Source organism: Microbacterium zouquanmingi (assembly GCF_052266695.1).
Classification (GTDB): Bacteria; Actinomycetota; Actinomycetes; order Actinomycetales; family Microbacteriaceae; genus Microbacterium.
In genome coordinates this window covers 391,937-415,153 of the sequence record NZ_JBQPQZ010000001.1, presented here as the reverse complement: position 1 = coordinate 415,153, position 23,217 = coordinate 391,937, and the positions used below count along the sequence as shown (strand labels likewise).

14 protein-coding genes are annotated in these 23,217 nt (G+C 65.5%); 9 read left to right on the top strand and 5 right to left on the bottom strand.

Features of this window, described 5'->3' with window-relative positions:
* Positions 1-226 precede the first annotated feature (226 nt).
* The 6 genes from ACTU6U_RS01845 to ACTU6U_RS01820 all read left to right on the top strand — a co-directional run bounded on the left by ACTU6U_RS01845 (position 227) and on the right by ACTU6U_RS01820 (position 12,585).
* The gene (locus tag ACTU6U_RS01845; protein WP_443467451.1) at positions 227-4,381 is read left to right on the top strand and encodes a DUF5979 domain-containing protein; all 4,155 of its coding nucleotides are present in this window, start codon (positions 227-229) and stop codon (positions 4,379-4,381) included.
* Positions 4,382-4,430: 49 nt separating this feature from the next.
* Positions 4,431-4,808 (top strand): hypothetical protein, encoded by a 378-nt coding sequence (locus ACTU6U_RS01840; RefSeq protein WP_443467450.1) that lies wholly within the window; start codon positions 4,431-4,433, stop codon positions 4,806-4,808.
* A 163-nt stretch (positions 4,809-4,971) separates the two neighbouring features.
* Positions 4,972-5,418 carry a 50S ribosomal protein L13 gene (rplM, locus tag ACTU6U_RS01835; RefSeq protein ID WP_417510404.1) on the top strand — a complete coding sequence of 149 codons (447 nt, stop codon included), beginning with the start codon at positions 4,972-4,974 and terminating at the stop codon, positions 5,416-5,418.
* Positions 5,419-5,444: 26 nt separating this feature from the next.
* On the top strand, positions 5,445-5,927 hold the full coding sequence (rpsI, locus tag ACTU6U_RS01830) for a 30S ribosomal protein S9 (RefSeq protein ID WP_443467449.1): 483 nt from the start codon (positions 5,445-5,447) through the stop codon (positions 5,925-5,927).
* A 14-nt stretch (positions 5,928-5,941) separates the two neighbouring features.
* Positions 5,942-7,300, top strand: a complete 1,359-nt coding sequence (gene glmM, locus ACTU6U_RS01825; protein WP_443467448.1) for a phosphoglucosamine mutase — start codon at positions 5,942-5,944, stop codon at positions 7,298-7,300.
* Between the two features lie 128 nt (positions 7,301-7,428).
* Complete coding sequence (locus ACTU6U_RS01820) at positions 7,429-12,585, top strand: lamin tail domain-containing protein (RefSeq protein WP_443467447.1); 5,157 nt, start codon at positions 7,429-7,431, stop codon at positions 12,583-12,585.
* Positions 12,586-12,593: 8 nt separating this feature from the next.
* Here the strand turns inward: ACTU6U_RS01820 and ACTU6U_RS01815 are convergent, their stop codons facing one another.
* Entirely contained in the window at positions 12,594-14,252 is a 1,659-nt protein-coding gene (locus tag ACTU6U_RS01815; protein ID WP_443467446.1) for an HNH endonuclease signature motif containing protein, read from the bottom strand.
* Positions 14,253-14,316: 64 nt separating this feature from the next.
* Positions 14,317-14,808 (bottom strand): hypothetical protein, encoded by a 492-nt coding sequence (locus tag ACTU6U_RS01810; protein WP_443467445.1) that lies wholly within the window; start codon positions 14,806-14,808, stop codon positions 14,317-14,319.
* Positions 14,809-14,992: 184 nt separating this feature from the next.
* Here ACTU6U_RS01810 and ACTU6U_RS01805 point away from each other — a divergent pair, with 184 nt between their 5' ends.
* Both ACTU6U_RS01805 and ACTU6U_RS01800 read left to right on the top strand, forming a co-directional pair.
* Positions 14,993-17,152, top strand: coding sequence for an InlB B-repeat-containing protein (locus ACTU6U_RS01805; RefSeq protein WP_443467444.1), 2,160 nt, complete (start codon positions 14,993-14,995; stop codon positions 17,150-17,152).
* A gap of 80 nt (positions 17,153-17,232) precedes the next feature.
* A complete protein-coding gene (locus ACTU6U_RS01800) occupies positions 17,233-18,099 on the top strand; it encodes an oxygenase MpaB family protein (protein WP_443467443.1) in 867 nt (288 codons plus the stop codon).
* A 72-nt stretch (positions 18,100-18,171) separates the two neighbouring features.
* Here ACTU6U_RS01800 and ACTU6U_RS01795 read toward each other — a convergent pair whose 3' ends face one another.
* From ACTU6U_RS01795 to ACTU6U_RS01785, 3 genes are all read right to left on the bottom strand, one after another.
* On the bottom strand, positions 18,172-18,741 hold the full coding sequence (locus ACTU6U_RS01795) for a hypothetical protein (protein ID WP_443467442.1): 570 nt from the start codon (positions 18,739-18,741) through the stop codon (positions 18,172-18,174).
* Between the two features lie 108 nt (positions 18,742-18,849).
* Positions 18,850-20,619 carry a DUF4012 domain-containing protein gene (locus tag ACTU6U_RS01790; RefSeq protein ID WP_443467441.1) on the bottom strand — a complete coding sequence of 590 codons (1,770 nt, stop codon included), beginning with the start codon at positions 20,617-20,619 and terminating at the stop codon, positions 18,850-18,852.
* A 72-nt stretch (positions 20,620-20,691) separates the two neighbouring features.
* Positions 20,692-22,077: a UDP-glucose dehydrogenase family protein gene (locus tag ACTU6U_RS01785; RefSeq protein WP_443467440.1), complete on the bottom strand. Its 1,386-nt coding sequence runs from the start codon at positions 22,075-22,077 to the stop codon at positions 20,692-20,694.
* A 214-nt stretch (positions 22,078-22,291) separates the two neighbouring features.
* Here ACTU6U_RS01785 and ACTU6U_RS01780 point away from each other — a divergent pair, with 214 nt between their 5' ends.
* A complete protein-coding gene (locus ACTU6U_RS01780; protein WP_443467439.1) occupies positions 22,292-23,212 on the top strand; it encodes a glycosyltransferase family 2 protein in 921 nt (306 codons plus the stop codon).
* The last annotated feature ends 5 nt before the right edge of the window (positions 23,213-23,217 follow it).

The following is a 23,217-nucleotide window of genomic DNA, read 5'->3' as shown; positions in this document are numbered from 1 at the left end:
GCAGCGTATTCTCAAATCGGCATGCGACGGCGGTCGGATTTGTACCTGCGCTGAACTAACTCATAAAATTAGACCTTTGCGTCGTCTCGGAGAAACTTCGGCTGACGGCGCCTGTTGGGGACTAATAGGGGAGAAGCACTTCGTGCAGGCTGAGAAGTACATTCGAGCGCGCCATAAAACCGGTGCCGCACGTCGAGGGAGTTTGATCCGACGGATCGTTTCGGCCGTGGGCGCGGTGACGCTTACCGCCGTCGGGCTGGTCGCGCTGCCGGCTACGGCGATGGCGGCCGCGAACAACGCCATCGTGGTCGATGCGGTCACCACGGGTGGCGGTACGGGAGTCGATGGACAGCTGGTGATCGGAGACACGATCGAGATCAGCGGAACCTGGGACGCGTCTGCCGCTGACCCGCACAAGGGCGACACCTTCATGATCGGGCTCCCCAAGGAGCTCAACATCCCCACGGATGTTCCGTTCAATCTCACCGGGCCGCGTCCTGATGGATCGACAGCGATCTGGGCGACGTGCCTGGCGACTGCCGGGGTCGATGAGGTCGTGTGCACGCTCACCGACGAGGTCGAGGCAAACCCCGAACTCGTTCAGGGTACGTTCGCTTTCGACGTCAAGGCTGTCGAGGCGACGACAGAAAAGGAGCTGAGCTTCAGCCTGAACGGCGCAGGCACTCCCATCGTCCTCCCTGGCGGCGGCGGCATCGACGACGGCATCGAGATCCCTGACAACTGGGACAAGACCGGTGAGATGAACACGAACAACTGGTCGATGACGTGGAAGATCAATCTTCCCGGTCAGAACCTGCAGGGCCACGAGACGGTCAACATCGCGGACACGCTCGGCGTCGGACACGTCCTCTGCGAGCCCTCGCAGCTCAAGGTCGAGACCGTGCGCGGTGACAAGGTCGTCGACGTGTCGAGCATCGCCACGGTCGTCCCCGGCACCGATGCGCAGCACTTCACCATCGCGCTGACCGCACCCGACGGCGGGTTCGACCCGAACGTCACCTACCGCGTGAGCTACGCCACCTGCACGCCCGACGGGCAGATCGACCCCGCGACCACCGAGTACACCAACGAGGCCACGGTCGACATCTGGGGTGATGCGTCATCCGGAGTCATCGGCATCAACCCGCAGTCGTGGCACGAGGAGCTCACGAAGTTGGGCTCCGTCCTCGACAGTGGCGATCGTAATGGCAAAATCGCGTGGGCCGTCACGGTCCCGGGCGATCACCTCGAGGGCAAGGACGGCTTCACCTTCTCCGAGACCCTCGGCGCCGGCCATGAACTGTGCCTGCCCGCGGACGGTAAGCCGGGCACGATCAGCGGGATCAGGATCACCGAGCAGTACGGACCCAGCACCCAGTTGGAGCGCGATGTCACAGCGCTGCTGACGCCGACCATCCGGTCTCAGTCGGAGCAGGTCTTCCAGGTGCAGTTCGACATCAACGATTCCGCGGCTCTGCAGTTCAAGGCATCCGACTACCGCTACGTCGTGACGTACAACACCTGCGTGACCGACCCGAATCTGCCTGCGGCAGGGACGGCATACTCCAACAGCGTGAATGTAGACGGAGTCATCACCCGCCCCGTGGAAGCGGTGGTTCCGACACGCACCGAGGGCAAGAACGGTTCCATCAACACCAAGGGCGTGACCCTCGACGGCGTCGAGCACCTGCCGCAGACGACGATGAACTGGGACATCACGGTTCCGGGTGAGCGTCTGGCCGATATCGAGAGCGACCTGGTCGTCACCGACACGCTCTCCGACGCGCACCAGGTGTGTACGGCGGGTGAGCTGACCGGCGGCCCGGCCGCGCAGCTCGGCTTGAAGATCGAGGCACGCGACCAGATCACCAACGGCGGACTCAAGACCGTTGATCTGACCGAGACGGTCACGGTCGCCCAAGACGGCCAGAAGCTGACGTTCACGATCCCTCAGCCGACTCTTGTGCAGCCCGACAAGACGACGCAGACCGGTTTCAGCCGCGAGTACCAGTACGTCATCAGCTATACGACGTGTACGACGACTGGCGGCATGGATGCTCCGGGCACGACATACGGCAACACGGCCACCGTCAACGGCAAAACTTATGAGAAGTCGGTGACGCAGAGCAATCGCGGGAGCGGCTCCGGTTCGGGCGTGCCGCGCGGCTCGATGGCGATCAGCAAACTGATCGCCGATACGCCGGGTGCGGCTTTCGTGCCAGCGGATGCGATGTTCACCGTGCATGTGCAGGAGTTCGACCCGAGCGGCACGATGCAGCTCGAGTACGACCGTCAGGTGCCGTTGAACGGCGACGCGGTCAGCGGACCGAACTCGCGCGGCACTGGCTGGACCGCCAAGATCACCGAGCCGACCTTCCCCTCGATCCCCGGCGTCGCCTTCGGAACTCCGGTCTTCACCGAGAGCGCCGGCGTCATCGTCAGCGATGGGGGAACAGTAGCCACGGTCTCCCTGGCCCCGGGCAAGAACATCGCCGTCGGTCTCACCAACACCGCGCAGCTGGGGTCGCTGAGCATCGTCAAGGCCGTGACCGGTGGGGCGGCAGCGTTGGTCGATGACGCGAAGAACTACAAGGTCACCGCGAAGATCGACACGAGCGCGCTGGGCGCGACTTTCCCCGCGCAGCCGGACCGCGTGATCGATCTGACCGAAGGCGCGCCTGCCACGTTGAGCGACCTGCCGATCGGCGCGGTCGTCACCTTCAGCGAGGCAGCCCCGGCTAATGATGATCGGCTCACCTGGGGGACCCCGGTGTTCAGCCCTGCGAGCGTGGCCATCACCGCCGCGCATGCGTCGGCACCGGCATCGGTCGCTCTCACCAACTCGGTCGAGCGCACGGTCGGCACTTTCTCGCTCGTGAAGACCGTGACCGGCGAGCAGGCCGCGAATCCGGCCGTCCCCGCCAGCGTCACCGTCACGGCGACCTGGGACGCGGAGGGCACGGAGGGCACGAAGACGCTGACGGTTCCCACCGATGGCACTCCGTTGCCGCTCGGTGAGAACCTGCTCATCGGTACCGAGGTCACGCTCTCCGAGACGCCGCTCAGCGACGGCTCGAGCATCGCTTGGGGGTCGCCGACTTGGTCAGGAACCGGAGTGACTGTCGAAGGCAGCGACGCGGTCGTGACCATCGGTCGGGATGCTGCCGCCACCGTCACTCTCGAGAACCACGCGGCGACCTCTGTCGCGGGGCTCAGCCTGATCAAGGGCATCGCTGGTGAAGCGACGGGCGAGGTCGACTCCGACACCGAGTTCCCGGTCACGGCGACCTGGACCGACGGTGAGGGCATCGAGCAGTCGAAGAACATCACGATCAACGCGGTGGAGCCGACGCTGCTCGGCGATGACTTCCTCGCGGGTACCGTCGTGATGATCACCGAGGGCGAGCGCCCCGGTATCGACACGGTCATCTGGGACTCGATCACGATTACGGGCGATGGCGTCACCGACAACGGTGACGGCAGCGCGGAGATCATCGTGTCCGACCAGCACACCGACGCGACGCTGGTGACGGTGACGAACGAGGCGACATGGGCGCCGGGCACCTTCAATCTCGCGAAAGACGTCTCGGGAGTCCTGCTGAACAACTCTGATGTTCCGGATGAGGTCTTGGTGACGGCGTCCTGGTTCGAAGACGGCGAGCCGTTCGCGCAGGATGTCACGGTCCCGACCAACGGCACGGTCGTGCCGTTCGGTGGCGACCTGCCGCACGGCACCGAGGTGACGCTCACCGAGCACGCGCCGGTCGACGGCGCGGCATTCACGTGGGATGCTCCGATCTGGGATGCCGTGGGCATCGTGCTCCACGGGGACGGCAGTGCGACGATCACGATCGGCGCGGCGACCGACGTCGACGTGGTGCTGACGAACAATGCCACAGCGTCGCTCGGCAGCCTATGGGTGCGAAAGACGCTCTCGGGCGACTCGGATGTCGTCCCGGCGGATGTCGTGTTCCCCGTCATCGCGACGTGGACCGACCTCATGGGCGAAGAGCAGCGGGTGACGCTCGACCTCAAGGCGGGAACGCCGGGAGTGATCGAGGGCCTGCCGCTGGGCACCGAGGTCGCCCTCACCGAGGATTCCGCGACCGGCCTGCCCGCGAACGCCAAGTGGCTGGGTGCGGTCTGGTCGAGCGAGTCCGCGGACGTCGCGATCGACGGGGAGGGCACCGAGGTCGTGGTGACAGTGACCGGCGAACCAGGCGTGGATGCCGAGATCTCGCTCGACAACGAGTTTGAGAGGATCCCGGATCTCGCCACCACCGGTGGAGGCCTCGTCCCAGCGGGTCTGATCGCGGCCATGGTGGCGCTGATCGGTGGCGGTGCGCTGCTGATCATTAAGCGTCGCCGGCTGGAGGCCTGAGCAAGACGGCAATAGCTGTGGGGCGGTACGGATTCCTCCGTGCCGCCCCTTGTCTGATTCCGTCGCTGTTAGTGGTGGAGCCGATGCGAGGGACCCGAACACGCTCACCAAGAAGGCCGCACGGCTCGCTTATGTGACCAACCTCGTCAACCAGGAGGACCTAGTCGGCATCGACGCGCGCGGCGGAGCTTCGGCGCATCGCTTCACCCAGTTTCAGAGACGCATCGCTGCCGGGTTCGCGGTCGAGGCCTACCTGTTGCAGGGCACGTTCGCCTCGGCGGACACTCTGCGGTTCGCCTCTTCCGAGTCTGCGGTCGTGAAGATGGTGGTCTCGAAGGCTCCACCACCGCCGCCCGCGACTTACTCGGCTGGGCTCGACCAGCTCATCGAAGGTGCCGGTCCTGATAGCGCGCATTTGCCTGGGTGACACGCAATGCCGTAGGCTATCTCCTTGGTGCCCTACTGCTGGGCGCACGAACGTGAGCCCTCCACTGGCGTGTTCCGCTTCACAAGCTCAGCGAGCTTCGAAGAGAACCACCCCGGAGTGGGATTCACGAACCTCTCCGTTCGAACAAGAAAGCAGCACTATTGTGACGCGCACATACACCCCGAAGGCCGCGACAATCCAGCGTGACTGGGTCGTCATCGACGCCAACGACGTCGTTCTCGGCCGCCTGGCATCCCACGCTGCAGCGCTCCTGCGCGGCAAGCACAAGCCGACCTTCGCCAACCACGTCGACACCGGCGACTTCGTCGTCATCATCAACGCCGACAAGGTTGCCCTGACCGGCCAGAAGCTTCAGAAGAAGATGGCTTACCGCCACTCCGGCTACCCGGGTGGTCTGTCGAAGGTCTCCTATGAGGAGCTCCTCGAGAAGAACCCCGTCCGCGCTGTCGAGAAGGCCGTCCGCGGCATGCTCCCCAAGAACAGCCTGGGCCGTCAGCAGCTGTCGAAGCTCAAGGTGTACGTCGGTGCCGAGCACCCGCACGCCGCGCAGCAGCCCCAGCCGTACACCCTCGACCAGGTCGCCCAGTAAGCGCCGTAACGACTAAGGACATACTCGTGGCTGACATCGAATCCACCGAAACTCCGCAGAACTACTCGACCTCGAGCCCTGAGGCCGCGGCAACCGAGACGGCTCCCCGTCCGGTTCTCAACGTCCCCGGCGCTGCCGTCGGTCGTCGCAAGCAGGCCATCGCCCGCGTGCGTCTGATCCCGGGCTCTGGCACCATCACGGTCAACGGCCGGACGCTCGAGGACTACTTCCCGAACAAGCTGCACCAGCAGCTGATCAACGACCCGTTCAAGGTGCTGAACCTCGAGGGTGCGTACGACGTCATCGCGCGCATCTCAGGTGGCGGCGACTCGGGCCAGGCCGGCGCACTGCGTCTCGGCATCGCCCGCTCGCTGAATGGCATCGACGTCGAGAACAACCGTGCAACGCTCAAGAAGGCCGGCTTCCTCTCTCGTGACGCTCGCGTCATCGAGCGCAAGAAGGCTGGTCTGAAGAAGGCCCGCAAGGCGCCTCAGTACTCGAAGCGCTAAGGATCACCACTCCGATGCCGCTTTTCGGCACGGACGGCGTGCGAGGGCTTGCCAATGGCATCCTCACCGCCGATCTGGCGCTCACCCTGGCCCAGGCGACTGCTGTCGTCCTGGGCCAGGGCCGCACTGCAGAGGCTCGCAAGGGCGAGGGCAAGCGACTGTCCGCAGTCGTCGCCCGCGACCCGCGCATCTCCGGTGAATTCCTCGTGGCCGCCGTCTCGGCAGGCCTCGCAGCATCCGGCGTCGACGTTCTCGACGCGGGTGTCATTCCCACTCCGGCCCTGGCGTTCCTCGTCGGCGACCACGACGCCGACTTCGGCGTCATGGTGTCCGCGTCGCACAACCCCGCACCGGACAACGGAATCAAGATCTTCGCCCGCGGCGGCGTGAAGCTCCCCGATGAGGTCGAGCAGCGCATCGAGGCCGCGATGGCGGGGGAGATGCTTCTCCCCACCGGCTCTGGCGTCGGGCGCATCCAGCGCTTCTCCGACGCAGAAGACCGTTACAAGCTGCACCTGCTGGGCTCGCTCCCGCACTCGCTCGACGGCATCCACGTGGTGCTCGACTGTGCGCACGGCGCGGCATCCGGCGTCTCACCCGAGACCTTCAAGGCCGCCGGCGCGACCGTGACGGTCATGGGCGCCGAGCCCGACGGAATCAACATCAACGACGGCGTCGGCTCCACGCACCTCGACAACCTCGCTGAGGCCGTCGTGCGTCTGGGCGCCGACATCGGCATCGCCCACGACGGTGACGCAGACCGCTGCCTCGCCGTGGACGCTGACGGCCGCATCATCGACGGCGACCGCATCATGGCGATCCTCGCGGTGGCTATGAAAGAGCGCGGTCACCTCGTCAAGGACACCCTCGTCGCAACCGTGATGAGCAACCTCGGCCTGCACCGCGCGATGGAAGAGCACGGCATCGCCGTGCGCCAGACTGCTGTCGGCGACCGCTACGTGCTCGAAGACATGAATGCAGGCGGCTTCGCGCTGGGCGGTGAGCAGTCCGGGCACGTCATCATGAGCGAGTTCGCGACGACCGGTGACGGTGTGCTCACTGGCCTTCACCTGGTCGCTGAGATGGCGCACAAGAAGAAGACCCTCGCTGAGCTCGCGAACGTGATGACGGTGTACCCGCAGGTGCTCATCAACGTGCGCGGAGTCGACAGAGAACGCTGCGCAGATGATGAGGGCGTGCAGAGCGCCGTCGCCGCCATCGAGGCCGAGCTCGGCGATTCAGGACGAGTGCTGCTGCGCAAGTCCGGAACCGAACAGCTCGTGCGCGTGATGGTCGAGGCGGCGGATGCTGAATCCGCACAGTCCTACGCCGACCGGCTTGCCGCGGTCGTCAAGGAGCGCCTCGCGCTGTAGCGCGTGCCAGTTCACCTGACGGCAACCTCACGGCCACGCAGGTCGGGTGTGTGCGACACCGCTCGTTGCGGACGCATCAATAGCTTCGGGACGTCCCTGTCGACTTCCCCAGCCATTGGTGTGTCCACGTGCTCCTGCGCCGCCCTGCTCTTGCTCTCCCGTCCATCTTCGGCGTGACCGTGCTGGCCGCCACGCTGCTTCCGGTCAGTCCGGTCGCGGCATCCGTCACGGCCCCGCCGCACGCGCTGAAGACGGCGACCGCCACCGCGGCGCCCGCCAAGACGGCAGCCGCCACCGCCGCCCCCGCGATCATCGTCACCGAGATCGTCGCGAACAACGTCGGCAGCGACCAGTTCGAGTACGTCGAGATTCACAACACGTCCGCCGCGGCAATCGATCTTGCGGCCGAGGGCTACTCGTTCGCGTACTCCTACGCCGACTCTGACGACCGCAGCCGCGACGTCGCGCTCACCGCCGAGCCGCTGGTACTCGCCGCAGGTGAGACCGCTGTTCTCTGGCTGAGCTACACCGGCGGCACTGTCGATTCGTTCGCCCACACGGCCGATGACTTCCGCACCTACCACGGGGTGGATGCTGCTACCCAGGTCGTCCGTCTCACGGGCCAGGCGGGGATGGCCAATGGCGGAGACCGCGGCATCCGGGTTCTGAAGAATGACGCGCTGCTGACGTGGTCGCACTATCCGGCGGGGTCGATGGGCGATGACTTCGGAGTGCACTTCCGTCTGCCGGCCGCACCAGAGACGGCCGGTGCGCCGGAAAGCCTCAGCGTGCTCGGCCTGCAGTCCGAGCGCACCCCCGGCACGGTGCTGCCGATCGCGCTGGAGCGTCCGGCGCCGACGCAGCCCGAAGAGCCGCAGCCAGGGCCGGCTTCGAACTGGCCGCTCATGGTCACCGAGATCGCACCTGATAACGCGGGCACCGACGCCTTCGAGTACTTCGAGGTGCACAACACCACGAACCAGCCGATCGATCTGCAGACGTCCGAGACCACCGGCGGGTACTCGTTCGCCTACTCCTTCGCGGATTCCGATGACCGCACTCGTGACGTCGCGCTGACGGTGACGACGGATGCCGACACTGATGCCGCACCGACCGCGATCGCCCCCGGCGAGACCGTCGTGATGTGGCTGAGCTACACGACCGCGACCCTGGACTCCTTCGCGCACACGGCGGACGAGTTCCGCGGCCACTGGGGCGCACCCGCCGAGACGCGGGTGATCCGGATCGAGGGACAGGCCGGGATGGCGAACGGCGGGGGCCGCGGCATCCGGGTTGTGAAAGACGTAGCCGAGGCTGAAGAGATCGTCGGCTGGTCGTACTATCCGGCAGGCTCGGTCGGCATTGACCTGAGCGCGCACTTCCGCATTCCCGGCGACATCGCCCAGCACAGCATGCCGCTTCTCGAAGAAGCGGCCTCCCCGACGCCGGGCGTGATCTCACCCGACGCTCTCACGGCACACGCCCCCGAGCCTGAGCCCGAGTTCGACCCGCAGCCCGATCCCTCGGTGGTCGCGGCGCCGCTGCAGGTGACCGAGCTGCTGCCCGACTCGACGAACGTCGGCGCCTCTGACGGATTCGAGTTCATCGAGCTGTACAACGCCACGAGCGAGCCGATCGACTTCGGCGACTACTCGATCAACTACCTCTACGCGGTCGATGAGCACACCAACACGCAGACGAGCCGGTGGCCGGCGACTCCCGCCGATGTGGTGATCCCGGCCGGAGAGACGCTCGTGCTGTGGATCAAGAACGGCCCGAACGACGAGCTCGGAGCAGCGGAGTTTAACGCCGCGTTCGGCACGACTCTCACGCTCGGCGAGAACCTCGTCGAGATCTTCTCCGGCGGAATGGCGAACGGCACCCCGCGCGGAGTTGAGGTCATCACCAACACCGGTCACTCCATCAACCGCGGTCACTACAACCTCGCCGGCGCCGATGACACGATGGTCGATCAGGGCATCCGCTACGTCACCAGCGACGACGACCTGACGCTGCAGCGCATTCTGGGTATCACTCCAGCGACCCCCGGTGCGATCCAGGCCGACCAGGTGCCCGCGGGGCTGATGATCCCCGCGCCCGACACCACGGCTCCCGTCATTGAGAACCGCACCGCGGGCGAGATCGACCCGGCCGCGGACTTCGTGCTGAGCTTCGGCATCACGGACGACGTGCTGACGCGCACGGTGACGCTCGAGCTGGCCAACGACGTCGACGGCGAGATGCCGGCGGTCAACATGTCGGATGCCGGCGACGGTGCGTACGTCCACACGATCCCCGCAGTCGACCTCACGGGCAAGTCGTGGTTCGAGTACTCGGTCACGGCGAGCGATGGCACGCACACGACGACGCTCGACACCGTTCGCGTCAACGTGAAGGGCGTCTCCACCGAGCCGCTGCGCCTGGGCCTCGAAGACGGCGCGTACGTCGGCGGTGCCGCGAAGGGCGGCATCGAGACGGTTGTTGCTGCGTCAGACGAGTACCCGGCAGAGATCGCCCTGGACGTCAACGGCAATGCGCTCGAGACCGCGACGAGCCTCGAGTCGGAGCCGGTGTTCGCGTTCGAGACGTCGAACACCGACTACTACTTCAAGAACGGTGTGCGCATCGGCGATGACGTGCTGAACATCTTCGACAAGGGCACCTACTCGAACTGGGAGACCATCTCGACCCCGGTGCCGCTGTCGTACGTGCGTCAGGGCGACGAGCTGGTCGTCAGCGTCTGGGCGGGCACGAAGAAGGCCCCCGAGATCGATGAGTTCGAGAACAACGACGACTTCGTGATCCGCGGGCTGCGCATGATCCTCCCTGACGGGCGCACGCTCTTCCCGCAGGGGTACGACAACCCCGAGACCGTGCTCTCGATGGGCGACAGCGCGGGCAAGTTCGACTTCTACGAGGCACGGTTCACCCTGCCGGATGACGCATTCTCTGCGGTCACGGCCCAGTGGAATACGACATCGCACGACGACGGCCAGGCGGTCGTGGCGGCTACGGATGCGGCGAACACCGTCTCGCGTACCGTGAACGTCGACAACACCGGCCCGGAGGTCACGACCGAGATCGTCGACGGCACGGCATTCCAGGGCGTGATCTCGATCGACGCCGAGGTGACCGACGCCGGAGCGGGTGTCGGGCAGACGGTCGCGATGCTCGACGGAGTCGAGATCCCGCTCCCGTACGAGACCTCGTCCGTCGTGCTGCCCGCAGGTACGCACACGCTCGCGATCACGGCGACGGATGCTCTGGGCAACGTTTCGGAATACACCACGAGCTTCATTACCTATGACGAGCAGCCCAGCGCCGGTGCGTTGTCGCCTGCCGAAGGCGAAGAGGTCGAGGCAGGAGACGTGACCCTGCAGGCGAAGGTCGAAGACCCGACCGGAGACGTGCTCGACGTGTCATTCCTCGAGGGCCGTCGCGTCGACCTGTCGGATGGTGATATCGAACTGCAGTCGGGCACGGTGAACGACGCGCAGAGCCTGGATCGCGCGCAGCCCGAGCTACTGAGCGACGAAGACATCCGGATGCTGTCGAGCGCCGACGGCCTCGCCGCAGATGTGTCTTCGAACGAGGCGTTCCCGTACCAGCTCTTCGACGTTGCCACGGGTGACGCCGGCGACGGCTCGCTCGTGCGGGTGTCGTGGTCTGGTCACGCGAACGCCGGTGCGACGGTGGTGCTGTACGCGCTCGCCGCAGACGGCTCGGCGTGGACCGAGCAGACCCGGCACGTCGCGGCCGATGAGGGCTCGTTCACGCTGGATGCGGCGATCGATGTCACCGCGCACGCGCACGACGGTGCCGTGCGGGTGCTGATCCAGCACTCCGAGGGATTCGCGGGCACTGATCTGAGCACGCGCGAATCGGGCGTGACGCCGGGACACCCGTTGGATACTCCGCGCGCCGAGTACGACTTCACCTTCGGGTGGGAGTCCGACACCCAGTACTACAACGAGAACCTCGTTCCCGAAGAGGACCGGTACCGTCACCAGCAGGCGATCCACAGCTATCTGCTCGCGCAGCGCGAGACGCTGAATCTGCAGTATCTGTTCCACACCGGCGACATCGTCGACGACTACGACCAGACGTACCAGTGGGAGAACGCCGACCCGGAGTACCGCCGCCTCGACGAGGCCGGTCTGCCGTACGGTGTGCTGGCCGGCAACCATGACGTGGGCCACTCGGTGATCGACTATACGAACTACGGCACGTACTTCGGTGAGGATCGGTTCGCGGGCAACCCCTGGTACGGCGGCAGCGACCAGAACAATCGCAGTCACTACGATCTGCTGTCGGCGGGTGGGATCGACTTCATCATGGTCTACACCGGGTGGGGTCCGGGCGATGTCGAGATCGCCTGGATGAACGAGGTGCTCGCGCAGTATCCCGATCGGGTGGCGATCATCGCGCAGCATGAGTTCATCCTCACCACGGGTGGGCTGGGAGCTACGCCGCAGCGGATCCTCGATGAGGTCGTCGCGACCAACCCGAACGTGAAGATGGTGTTCTCCGGGCACTACCACAGCGCGTTGACCCGCACCGATCAGTTCGATGACGACGGCGATGGCGTGATGGATCGCAACGTCTACTCAATGCTGTTCGACTATCAGGGCCTTCCTGAGGGCGGTCAGGGCTTCTTGCGCCTGCTGCACTTCGACACGGTGGGAGAGCGCATGATCGTGCGCACGTTCTCCCCGTCGCTGGAGGACCCCGCGAACGGCGGCCTGCTGGGCAAATACAACTCGGATGACGCAACGCTCGCGGCAGCCCCGCAGGAGTTCGAGCTGTCGTTCGCAGACCTCGGCATTTCGACGGTCGAGCGGATACTGGGGACGGATGCCTTCTCGGCAGAAATCCTCACGGCGAACGAGATCGCGTCATTCGAGCAGGTGGAGTCAGGATCGATCCTGTCGGCCACGTGGCCGCTGGCCGAGGTGGGGGAGCGCGGCTGGTACGTGCGCACGAGTGATCCGTACGGCGCGATCGACGTCTCGCCGGTGCAGCTGTTCACGGTGTTGCCCGCTGCAGACCCGGGCCCGGGTGATGGTGATGGAAACGGCGGAGACGGCGATGGCGGCACGCCCGGCGGCTCTGGCGGCTCGGGTGCGGGCACGGACGGCAAGGGCTCTGACGGAGCCTCTGACGGCGCGCTGGCGACGACCGGTGGTGACGGCGCAGGTCTGATCGGCTGGACGATCGCCGCGGCGCTCGCGCTGATCGCTGGAGCCGGTCTGCTCGTGCGTCGCCATCGACGCTCGGTCAGCTAGACGCTCGGTCAGCTGACGGATGCGCGACTTCGCCACCCCGCCCGTTCGGGTGGCGGGTCCCACGCCCAGCGGAGGGCTGACCGACTGGTGAGCACGATCGGCGGTGGATCATCACCCCGTCCGTCACCACTGCCACTGCCACTGCCACTGCGACCGGCTCCGCCCGTGCCGCTCCCGCGTCTGCGCGGATGGAGCATGAACGCACCGAGCTCGTCGCGCGTGATCTTCCACTTGTTGTTGTGCAGCAGCATGTGGTGATGTCGGCACAGCAGAATGCCGCGGTTGATGTCGGTGCGGCCGAGGTCTTCTTTCCAATGGTCGCAGTGGTGCGCTTCGCAGTACGAGGCGGGTGCCCGGCACTCGGGGAACATACACCCGCCGTCGCGCACAGCGAGAGCGATCCGCTGCGCAGGGGTGAAAAGTCGCTGCTCTCGGCCCACGTCGAGAGGGTTGCCGGCGGCGTCGACGGTGACGTTCCGGCTGCCGACGACGCAGAGGTTGCGGTCGAGCACGACGCCGGGCAGCGCATCGCCGCCGTCTTCGAGGTGTCCGTTCGCGAGCATCCGCCCGAATGCGTCATGCACTCCGGTGGCGCCATCGATCGTGACAATGCGAATACCGGGCTGACGGGCACCGAAGACATCTGAGGCGTCTGCCAGGGCTCCCGCTCGCAGAACGTCCATGAACAGGTCGTATGCGAGCTGGTCGTTCGTGCGCGGATCGTCGACGAGGGCACTTGCTGCGGCGCGCTCCTCATCGGTCATGAACCGCGGCCCGCCACGACGAGGCCGCAGCGCTGCGTCTCGAATCGCATCGAGCCAGGCGGCATTCTCATCATCGGACACGATGTGGGTGTGATGCTGCCCCTCGGCATTGCGCCAGGACCGCCACGACCGCGCTGCGTACGAGCGTTCGAAGCGCTCCTGTACCCCTTCTGGGTCGAGCGAGTCGCGCATCTGCCGCGCTCTGCGCGCGAGATCTTCGACCGACGTGTCGTGGGATTCTCGGGCGAGCTGCTCCGCGGCCAGTGACCAGACATCGATCATCGCGTCGGTCGGGCCCTCAGCCTCGCCTCGAACGGGTGGCTGCCCTAATCCGCGCAGGATCGCATCATGCTGCGCGGTGGTGAGCGCTCCCGAGAACAGGGCTTGACGCAACGGCTCGTGCCACGGCATCCGCACGCGCGTCTCGCCAGCGGCCTCGCCGCCGCCTTCCGCAGCATCCGCACCGCCGGCGACATCGACACCGGCGACATCGCCACCGGCGCCGGAAGAATCCGCGTCGCCGCCAGATGATTCTTTCGCCTCGACCGCGGCCGCGGCATCCGAACCTTCGGCGACGAACTCGCCCAACCGCACCGCACGTGCCGCGTCGGCGCGCGTGCCGCCGATGACCGACTGCACCAGCGATACCGCGTTGCGATGGCCGTGCACGGCCGCGAGCCCGGAATGCCCGGCCTCGCGCTGCGACCGCTCTGCGATGATGGCGGCGCCGACCGTCAGCATCCGCTCGGCACAATTCGCGATGGCGGCCGCCTCTGCCAGGCCGGCGACGATCTCGTCGTCGTCGAGGCCGCGCATGGCCGTCAGCAGGACGTCGATATCGACGTCGCCGATGCGCGATTCCAACCCATCGAGGGTCTCGCGCAACTCGCTGAAAATGGCCATATCTCATAGTCCCAGGGGTCACAGACATTCGAACGAGAGCCCGAAGAACTCAGAGATACAGAACTCAGCGCAGCACCTCGACCAGCACCACCCACGAGACCACGATCGCCGAGACGATGGCGAGCAGGCATCCGGCGGCTACGAGGACGAGACCTGAAGAGACCCCGGCGATCAACAGAACTGCGCCTGAGAGATACGCGACGATCGGCAGGTATCCGAGTACTGACTTCACGACGCGTGCCCGCTGCTCGGGGGCGGTGTCGCGCATGATGACCCGCATGGCGTGCACCTGGAATGCGCCCGCGATGAGAGTGCACGCGAGCACGACGATTCCATACCCGAGCAGGTCGAGCCGGGGAATGAGCGCGGCCCCGGATGCCACGAGGGCCAGCACGAGCGACGCGATCGCTGCCCCCAGGCGCGCAGTAAGCGTGCCGGCGTGAATGATCTTGTCGATGTTGACGCTGGCGGCGACGATGACCAGTCCGGCGAGGGCGGCACTCGCTCCTGCCATCGCGACGTTGAACTCGCTCCACTCCGCCAGCGCAGTGACCATGCGACCAAAGTACTCCCGCAGGGTGCATCCGCGCAGCCATCGCACCACCACCCGATTGATTGACGAGGTGATGGGGCTGCGCTACGGTGTGGCCTACGCGCGGTACCCGACTGCGCTGGTCTGCCGACGGTGGACGACCCGAACCCTGGCAGTGCTGCCTGGGCGAAAGACTGGGAGCGGTTGAATGACCCGTATGAGAACGCTGCATGTCGCGGCAATAGGGACCGTGGTTGCGGTCTTGGGATTGGGCCTCGTGCCCACGGCGGCCTCTGCGGCCAGTGGTGTTGCGTCGGTGACCGATTCCAGTGGTACGCACGAGTACGCGACGCTCGCTGACGCAGCTGATGCTGCACTCGACGGAGCGACGATCACGCTGCTCGACGACACAACGCTCGATCGGGCCGCATGGTTCGACGAGGGCCGCACGCTCACGCTCGATCTCGCCGGTCACACCATCACGACCGAGAGCAGCAACAGGCTCGAAGCGCAAAACGTCCACCTGAGCATCAACGGCCCGGGGGCGATCGACGTCAGCACGACTTACGACGATGATCCCCTTCGACTCCGCGGGTCGGTCGACCCAGTGGAGGACTACACGGTCGTCGACATCGCAGGAGGCGTATCCGCCGAGGGCTGGCCCGCTGTGTTCCTCACGGGCTCAGAAGGTGGGGGCAACAACGGCATGGTCGCCAACATCGACGGAGCGACGTTGACCGGCTACTACTACGCCGTCTACATCCACGGGGCGATCAACACGGGCACCACCCAGGTGATGCCCGTCCTCAACATCACGAACTCCACGATCATTGGTGACGGCGACTCGCTCGGTATGTACCTCGCGGGAGCCGGCAGCACCACGATCCACAACTCCACCATCGACGCCGACAGCGGCACCGGCACGGGAATCGAAGTGCGCGCCGGCTCGCTCACGCTGACCGACACGACGGTCAGCGCTGGCACCGGCACGCCGACCTTCGCCGCTGCGACGAGCGGCGCGACATCGACCAACGTCGGCGTCGCGATCGCGCAGCATCTCACGAAGCAAGCCATCAACGTGACGGTCGACGGGGGCGCGTATAGCGGCGGCGCAGCGATCTACGTGGCGAACCCCGAAGGCAACGTGCCGATGGGCGACGTCGACGTCACGGTGACCGGCGGTGCGTTCACGGGTGGGGTGATGTCGACGAACTCGGCGGGCGCGGCCCTCAGCAACTTCGTCAGCGGCGGATCATTCACCGCTGACGTCGCGGCAGGGAACCTGGTCGCCGATGGCAAGTCGCAGCTCGTCCACAGTGATCACGCCGCTTTCAAGTACGAGGTCCTGGCCACAGCAGACGCCCGCGCTCACGCCGCCGCGTCGGTCGTTCTCGATGGAACCACGGTGCACTACGAATCCCTCGAAGAGGCCCAGGAATCCGGCGGGGAGGTCACCCAGATCTTCCACGTGAACTTCGACGCCGCTAACGGCGACCCGATAACAGCAGTGACCGTCGACGAGGGCGACGCAGTGGCGCAGCCGACGACCCCGACCCGCGCCGGTTACACCTTCGACGGGTGGACTGACGGTACGGCGATGTGGAACTTCACCTCCCCGGTGACGCAGTCGATGACGCTGACCGGCGTATGGACGCTGATTCCGGTTCCCCCGGCGATGCCGACCGGTGTCACGGTGAGCGGTGGCGAACTGCAGGCGCTCGTCTCCTGGTCGGCTGCTGCGGATGCTGACAGCTACAAGGTCACGCTGACACAGGGCTCCAAGACGGTCACCTGCACGACGGAGACCCTGTCTTGCGCATTCGTGAACCTCGCGGCGGGATCCGTCTCGGCCAGTGTGATCGCGAAGAATGCGGTTGGTGACTCGCCGGCGAGTGCCGCGGCGACCGGAACCGTGACCGCGAGCGCTCCGCCGGCGACGCCTCCTGCGAACACGGGCGGGTCGACGGTGACGTCCGCTCCGAGCAATGCCGCCGCAGGGGCAACGATCACAGTTGTGCTCAAGGGCTTCGCACCCGGTTCGCTTGTGAACCTCTACGTGTACTCCGAGCCGATCCTGCTCGGCAGTGCGATCGCAGACAGCAATGGCGTGGCGACATTCACGGTGAAGCTTCCTGCGGGACTCGCTGCGGGTACTCACACTCTTGTCGGGACGGGCCTGAACAGCGCGGGCCAGGCAACGAGTGTCAGCCAGACGATCGTCACCACGGCGGCTGGTGGCAAGGGATCGCTGGCGACGACGGGTCTTCCCGTCGAGCAGATGACCAACGCAGCGCTTCTCGGAGTGATGCTCCTCGCCTTCGGCGGAATCGCGCTTGTGGTTCGACGTCGTAAGGCGACAACGAAGTAAGAGACAGCAGAGGTCCCCTTCCACAACACGTGGGAGGGGACCTCTGCCGTGTAGACCAAACCCCCAAATAAGGAGCTGCCTTGTCCGAAGATTATCCGAGCCGAAAGCTCGCCGACGCACCTCGCGCCGACGAGGGATATTACGGTCCCGAGAGCGTGTCATGGAGAGTGTTCTCCGACCCCTCGACGATGCTGGGCGCGAAGAACGCGCTGTTCCTGCAAATGCTCGAGCCGGGCATGATGGTGCACTTCGAGCGCGTGTCGCTCACGTCCGACGGTCCAGAAGAGATGGCGGCACGCTTCGATCGCACGTCGGCGTATCTGCGGGACGCGATTTTCGCCGATAAGGCGCATGCGGATGCCGCGGCCGCGCACGTCGATCGGCTGCACGAGCGCGCATCGTGGACCAACCCCGAAACGGGTGAGGTCGTCAGCGCCAAGCAGCCCACGTGGCAGCGGTGGACTTGGTGGACCTACATCTGGTCGGCCGTGCGCGGCTACCAGGAGTTCGGGCCGGGGCTTTCCACAGCCGATTCGGACCGGATCGTTCAGGAGTCCCGAAGAGGCGGAGAGAGCCTGCACGTTCCTGGCCCGTACTTCGAGACCTTCGCGGAACTCGACGCGTACATCCACGAAGAGATGAACACGAAGGCGCTGACGCTCTTCGCCGCTCTTGCAGGGCACACGCTGCGCCACCCTGACGTGAAGGGTCCGATCGCTCGCTGGGGCACACGGCGCGTGATCAACGGCATCCTCTCTCTGCTGCCAGAGAGTGCGCGGTGGTTCTACGCGGTCGAAGATCGCACTGCGAAGGACCTCGCCAAGGGGGCGCGCTTCACCAAGATGATCGCGAAGCTCGCGCGCAAGAACCACACGGCCGAGCAGCTCATGGCGCAGGCCGTGGGGGAGTCGGTCGCGAAGCCCTACCAGCGCGTAAGAACCAAGTAAGCGCACCACGCAGGCAAAAAGGCGATGGCCGCGACTCCCGAAGGAATCGCGGCCATCGCCGTTAAAACTGGGTCAGGCTGCGTCAGCCTGGTGCTTGTTGCGGCGCACTGCCGTTGCGACGGCGATACCGCCACCGACGAGCAGAAGCGCTCCGCCACCGATCCACAGGGTGAGCAGCGCGTCGCTATCTGCACCAGTGGTGGCGAGGTCGTCAGTGCCACCGGGGTTCGTCGCGGTGCCCACCGTGACCGTCGCGGCAGCGCCAACCGGGTTGGACGGCGAGGTCGCGAGGATCGTGTAGGTGCCCGAGGCGTTGGCCGGCAGAGTGATCCGCACGTTGTCGGTGCCACCGCCTGCGTTAGCGGTGGTGGTGCCGAGCGCCTTGGTCTCGACAGCGAACTTCACGAACGCGAGAGATGCGCCAGAAGCGTACTCACCCGTGAGGCTGATCGAGACGGGCTCGCTCGGGACGAACGCGTCATCCTGAACGAAGAACGTGAATGTGCCACCCGGGGCGACGGTCGAGGTGCTGGTCTCGCCGCTGGGCTCGGGGGTGTAGGCGGATGCCGCCACCGGAACAGCGAACATTGCTCCGGCGACGAGCGCGGCCACTGCGGCTGCCTTCGTAAACGTGTGCTTCATGAGTCCCCTCCGGACTGTGTAGATCCTGCTCGGTAGCAGGATGCCACCGTTCAACTCATACGCCGGTGCACAAGAAGGAGCGCCCAACGCCAATCGATTCCATACCGATTATTGGGTAACTTCACAGGTAATTGCAAATGGAGACGTGTCATCTCTATGAATTGTCGGTGTCATCCGCGTAACGATCTGGTTACTCCCCGGCACGTTTGCGCGAACATTCAGAGTGATCTGCTCGCCAGGAGCGAGTCGGGTCTTCCACACGATGACCTGCCTGCCGTCGTCGGTTCCGCCGCCGAAGCTGGGATTCTCTTGCCCCACGACGGAAGTCGACACGAGCTCAGCGCCTTCGGGCAGGTACACGTACGCGAGTGTTTCGACGATCCCGGGCGGAACGCCGAAGCTTCCGCCGCCGGTGATGTACTTGGGAAGTGAGGCCGCATCCGCCGGTGCATTATTACGCAGAGTGACGCTGAGCGCTGCTTCGCCATCGCACCACGCGGCATCGCTGGCGGCCTCCATGTAGTAGTCCATCTTCGAGCCGGTGCCGTCGTTGAGATAGACGCCGAACTCGGTGACGTCTGGGTCGAGGGGGCCGAGCGCTCCCTGCAGGGTGGTCCCGTCGAGGATCGCCTGCTCTTCGGGCGCGGCGTTCCAGACCATGAGCCGGCCCTCATTGCCCGCGCGCCCGAGTGCCGAGACGAGCGTCACCGGATCGGTGCCGCCCGCGGTCAAGGCAGAGAACACCGAGCCAGCCGCGGCGGCGAAGAACAGATCTTGCACGTCGGGGTCTTCGTAGCGCAGGTAGGCCTCGTTGAGTAACAGCTGCACGGCGTTCGAGCTGTTCAGCTCGTCGCCGGTGGGCAGCGTGAGGGGCCCAGTCGCCTCGAGCAGGTACGAGAGTGCCACGGGGTCGAGTGAGAGCACCCCGTCGATGGGGGTGCCGGTCTGCTGTTCCCACATCGCCTTGATGATCGGTGCGTCGCGGGTGAAGTCGGGAATCTGGGTGATGTTCTGCACGTACGTCGCCGGCTGCGTGCCGAACAACCGCACCTCGTCATCGGTGAGCGGCACGACCGGAGAGTCGTAGTGCGGAAAGTCCTGCGATGACGCTTGCCCTGCGAGAGTGATCTGCCCGTTCTCGGTGTGCACGAGCACCATCGCCCCGACGATGCCGCCGAGCGAGCGCCATTCGGCGTTGTTCTGAAAGACGACGAGATAGTTGCGTGGTCCGGCCGCGCCGAGCATGGCCGGCATTAGCTGGGTGGTGCGGTTCAGGGCGTCGGCTCCGGTGTGCACCTGGGTGAGCAGATCAGAGACCTTGTCGACGGCCTTTCGAAGGGGTGAGACGAGGGGAGTGGTGTCGATGCCGTTGATCACGGATGTTGCGGCGCCGATGCCGGAGGCGCCGGTGCTGGCCGCGTCTTGAAGGTCGGTGAAGATCGTGAGGTCGATCGCGCCGTTCTGCGGTCGGATGCTGTCGAGCGAGAAGGATGCTGCCGCCGAGGCAAGCGGCGTCAGCGACTGTGAGGCGACGTCGTCGAGTGCGGCGGCGACCGTCGAGACGGCGGCGAGCTGAGGCCCGACCCAGGGCAGCTGCTCGCCCGCTTTCCACACGATGTCGTCGGTGAGGTCGTGCGCGGCGGCAGTGTGCGACGAGATGTTGGCGATGAGGTTGGCGGCCTTGGCCGGATCAGAGAGAGCGGATGCTGCGTCACTCGCCGAATCCTGGGCGCTCGTCAGATGCATATAGGCAAGGAAGCCCCGCACGCCGATCCAGGCGGTGGCCGCGATCGCCAGCAGCAGGATGATTCCGAGCACCCATGCGGTCACTCGCCCCGCGCGTTGTCGCCGCTGCGCGGCGTGGCTCTCGGAAGTCACCCTGCCACGATAGCCCGTCGACTCGGTCGGTCCCTGATCGATCGGTCCCTGAGCCTGCCGAAGGGTCGGGCCTTACGGCCGACCCATTCCGTAGTACGTCCATCCCGCTGCGCGCCACGCGGCTGCGTCGAGACAATTGCGTCCGTCGACGATGACCTTGTCGGCAACCAGAGATCCCGCGTGCTCGGGTGAGAGTTGGCGGCGGTACTCGTCCCATTCGGTCACGACGACGACGACGTCGGCGTCGCGCAGGGCGTCGTCGCGTTCTTCGATGTAGTTCAACTGCGGATGCTGGCGCTTGGCATTCTCGAGCGCTTCGGGGTCGGTGACTGTGACTTCAGCGCCGAGGCCCTTGAGGCGAACAGCGACATCGAGTGCGGGGGAGTCGCGGATGTCATCGCTGTGCGGCTTGAACGCCGCGCCGAGTACGGTCACCTTCTTGCCGACGACGTCTTCGCCCAGAGCGGTGACTACGAGCTGAACGGCACGTTCGCGACGACGGAGATTGATCGCGTCGACTTCGCGCAGGAAGCTGACGGACTCGCCGCGGCCGAGCTCTTCCGCGCGCGCAGCGAAAGCACGGATGTCCTTGGGTAGGCAACCTCCACCGAAGCCGATGCCGGCGCCGAGGAAGCGCCGTCCGATTCGCGCATCGTGACCGATCGCGTCGGCAAGCTGGGTGACATCTGCGCCAGTGACTTCAGCGATCTCTGCCATGGCGTTGATGAACGAGATCTTCGTCGCGAGGAAGGCGTTCGCCGAGACCTTTACGAGTTCTGCCGTTGCAAGATCGGTGACAATGAACGGCGTCCCCTTCGCAACTGCCGGGTGATAAACCTCCCGCAGCACGTCTGCCGCGTTGCTATCGACGCTCCCTGAGCCTGTCGAAGAGCGTGATTCGCTCCCGTCGCCGCTCCCTGAGCCTGCTTCGTCTCCGCTCCCTGAGCCTGTCGAAGGGACGCCGACAACCAACCGATCCGGGTCAATGGTGTCTTGCACCGCCCACCCCTCGCGCAAGAACTCCGGGTTCCACACGAGCGTCGCCCCTGCAGCTTCAATCCGTGGCGCCAGCTCGGCCGCGGTGCCCACAGGCACAGTGGACTTGCCCGCAACAATGTCGCCCGGGCTCAGGTATGGGAGCAGCGCGTCAACTGCGGCATTCACGTACGTGAGGTCCGCAGCGTACCCGTCCTTCTGCTGCGGGGTTCCGACACCAATGAAGTGCACTTTGGCGCCCTTGGCTTCAGCCATGTCGGTCGTGAAGCGCAGCTTGCCTGACGCAATACCCTCCGAGAGGATCTCGGGCAGCCCCGGCTCGAAGAAGGGGGCTTCGCCAGCGGACAGCGAGGCGATCTTGCGCTCGTCGACGTCGATGCCGACGACTTCATGCCCAATCGACGCCATTGCGGCAGCGTGCACCGCACCAAGGTAACCGCAACCGATAACTGAGAGTTTCACTGGGCTCCTTGGAATTGAACGAGTCCGTGAAGAGCAGGACGTCGTCGTGGTGAGGTTCGTCGCTTTCCTGGGACTGGCTTTACCTACCCCAGGACGAGTGTACGGCGCTGATCTGCGACAATCGTCCCGGCGCCACTAGCCGGATGCTGATCGCGGACGCATGCTGATCGTAGGCGGATGCGATTGGCTTAGCGTGGATGAGGAAGAGGACGACGTGAGTGAGTTCGACGTTGCGGTGGTGATCCCTTCAGTGGGTCGGCCCGAGCTGAAGCGAGCGATTGAGTCGGTGGGGCAACAATCAATCAGCGATGTGCAGCTAATTGTGGTGGCTGACATGGCCACTGACGACCCACGCGCACCGGCGGTTCGCGTGGCTGCCGCAGAAGCGCAGGTCATTTTCACTGGCGGCGGGGCAGGCGGTGCAAGAGCTCGAAACATAGGGCTAGCGGCAGCTTCCGGCACGTGGGTCGCATTCCTGGACGATGATGACTATTGGACGCCTGATAAACTGCAAAAGCAACTCAGTGCAGCCGTGACGAACGACGCTACCGTGATCTCATCCCGAGTGGCGCAAGTGAGTTCCCTGTCGCTCGCATCGGTTGCGAGTGCCGTTCCTTCTCGTTTGATTGCGCGAGGCGAGGACCCTGCGCGCTATCTTTTCGTGCGTCGCCGGCCAGGCGCACTGCGCGCATCGCTGTTCACCTCCACTCTCTTAGTCCGTGCGGACTTGGCTAAGCGCGTGCTTTGGGACGAATCTTTGCCGCGTCACCAAGACTGGGATTGGATTCTCAGTCTCGCAAAGGATCCTGATTTTCAGGTCTTCCATTGTCCCGAGGTCTTGGTGAGCATCGTCGTCGGCAGCGCTGGATCAATCTCGAGCGGCTCGAACTGGCGGGCGTCGATTAGCTGGGCAGAGCAGGTCTTGGAGCCGCGCGATGGTCGAGTGTTCGTAGACTTCGTCGCGGCGCAAACATTGCGATACGCGCTGCAGGCGCGCTCCTGGGACGGGGTGCGCACATGCTTGCGGGCGATCACAAGAGCACGAAAGGTGCCGTCCCTAGGTCCGGTGGTTATCGGAGCCGCAGGGCTACTGAGTCGAAGTGGTATCGAAAGCGCCATGCGGATCGTCAGGTGATAGCC

Excerpts from the sequence above, each read along its gene's own strand:
- glmM (WP_443467448.1), top strand. The coding sequence starts at position 5,942 with ATGCCGCTTTTCGGCACGGACGGCGTGCGAGGGCTTGCCAATGGCATC.
- ACTU6U_RS01815 (WP_443467446.1), bottom strand. The coding sequence starts at position 14,252 with ATGGCCATTTTCAGCGAGTTGCGCGAGACCCTCGATGGGTTGGAATCG.
- ACTU6U_RS01810 (WP_443467445.1), bottom strand. The coding sequence starts at position 14,808 with ATGGTCACTGCGCTGGCGGAGTGGAGCGAGTTCAACGTCGCGATGGCA.
- ACTU6U_RS01805 (WP_443467444.1), top strand. The coding sequence starts at position 14,993 with ATGACCCGTATGAGAACGCTGCATGTCGCGGCAATAGGGACCGTGGTT.
- ACTU6U_RS01795 (WP_443467442.1), bottom strand. The coding sequence starts at position 18,741 with ATGAAGCACACGTTTACGAAGGCAGCCGCAGTGGCCGCGCTCGTCGCC.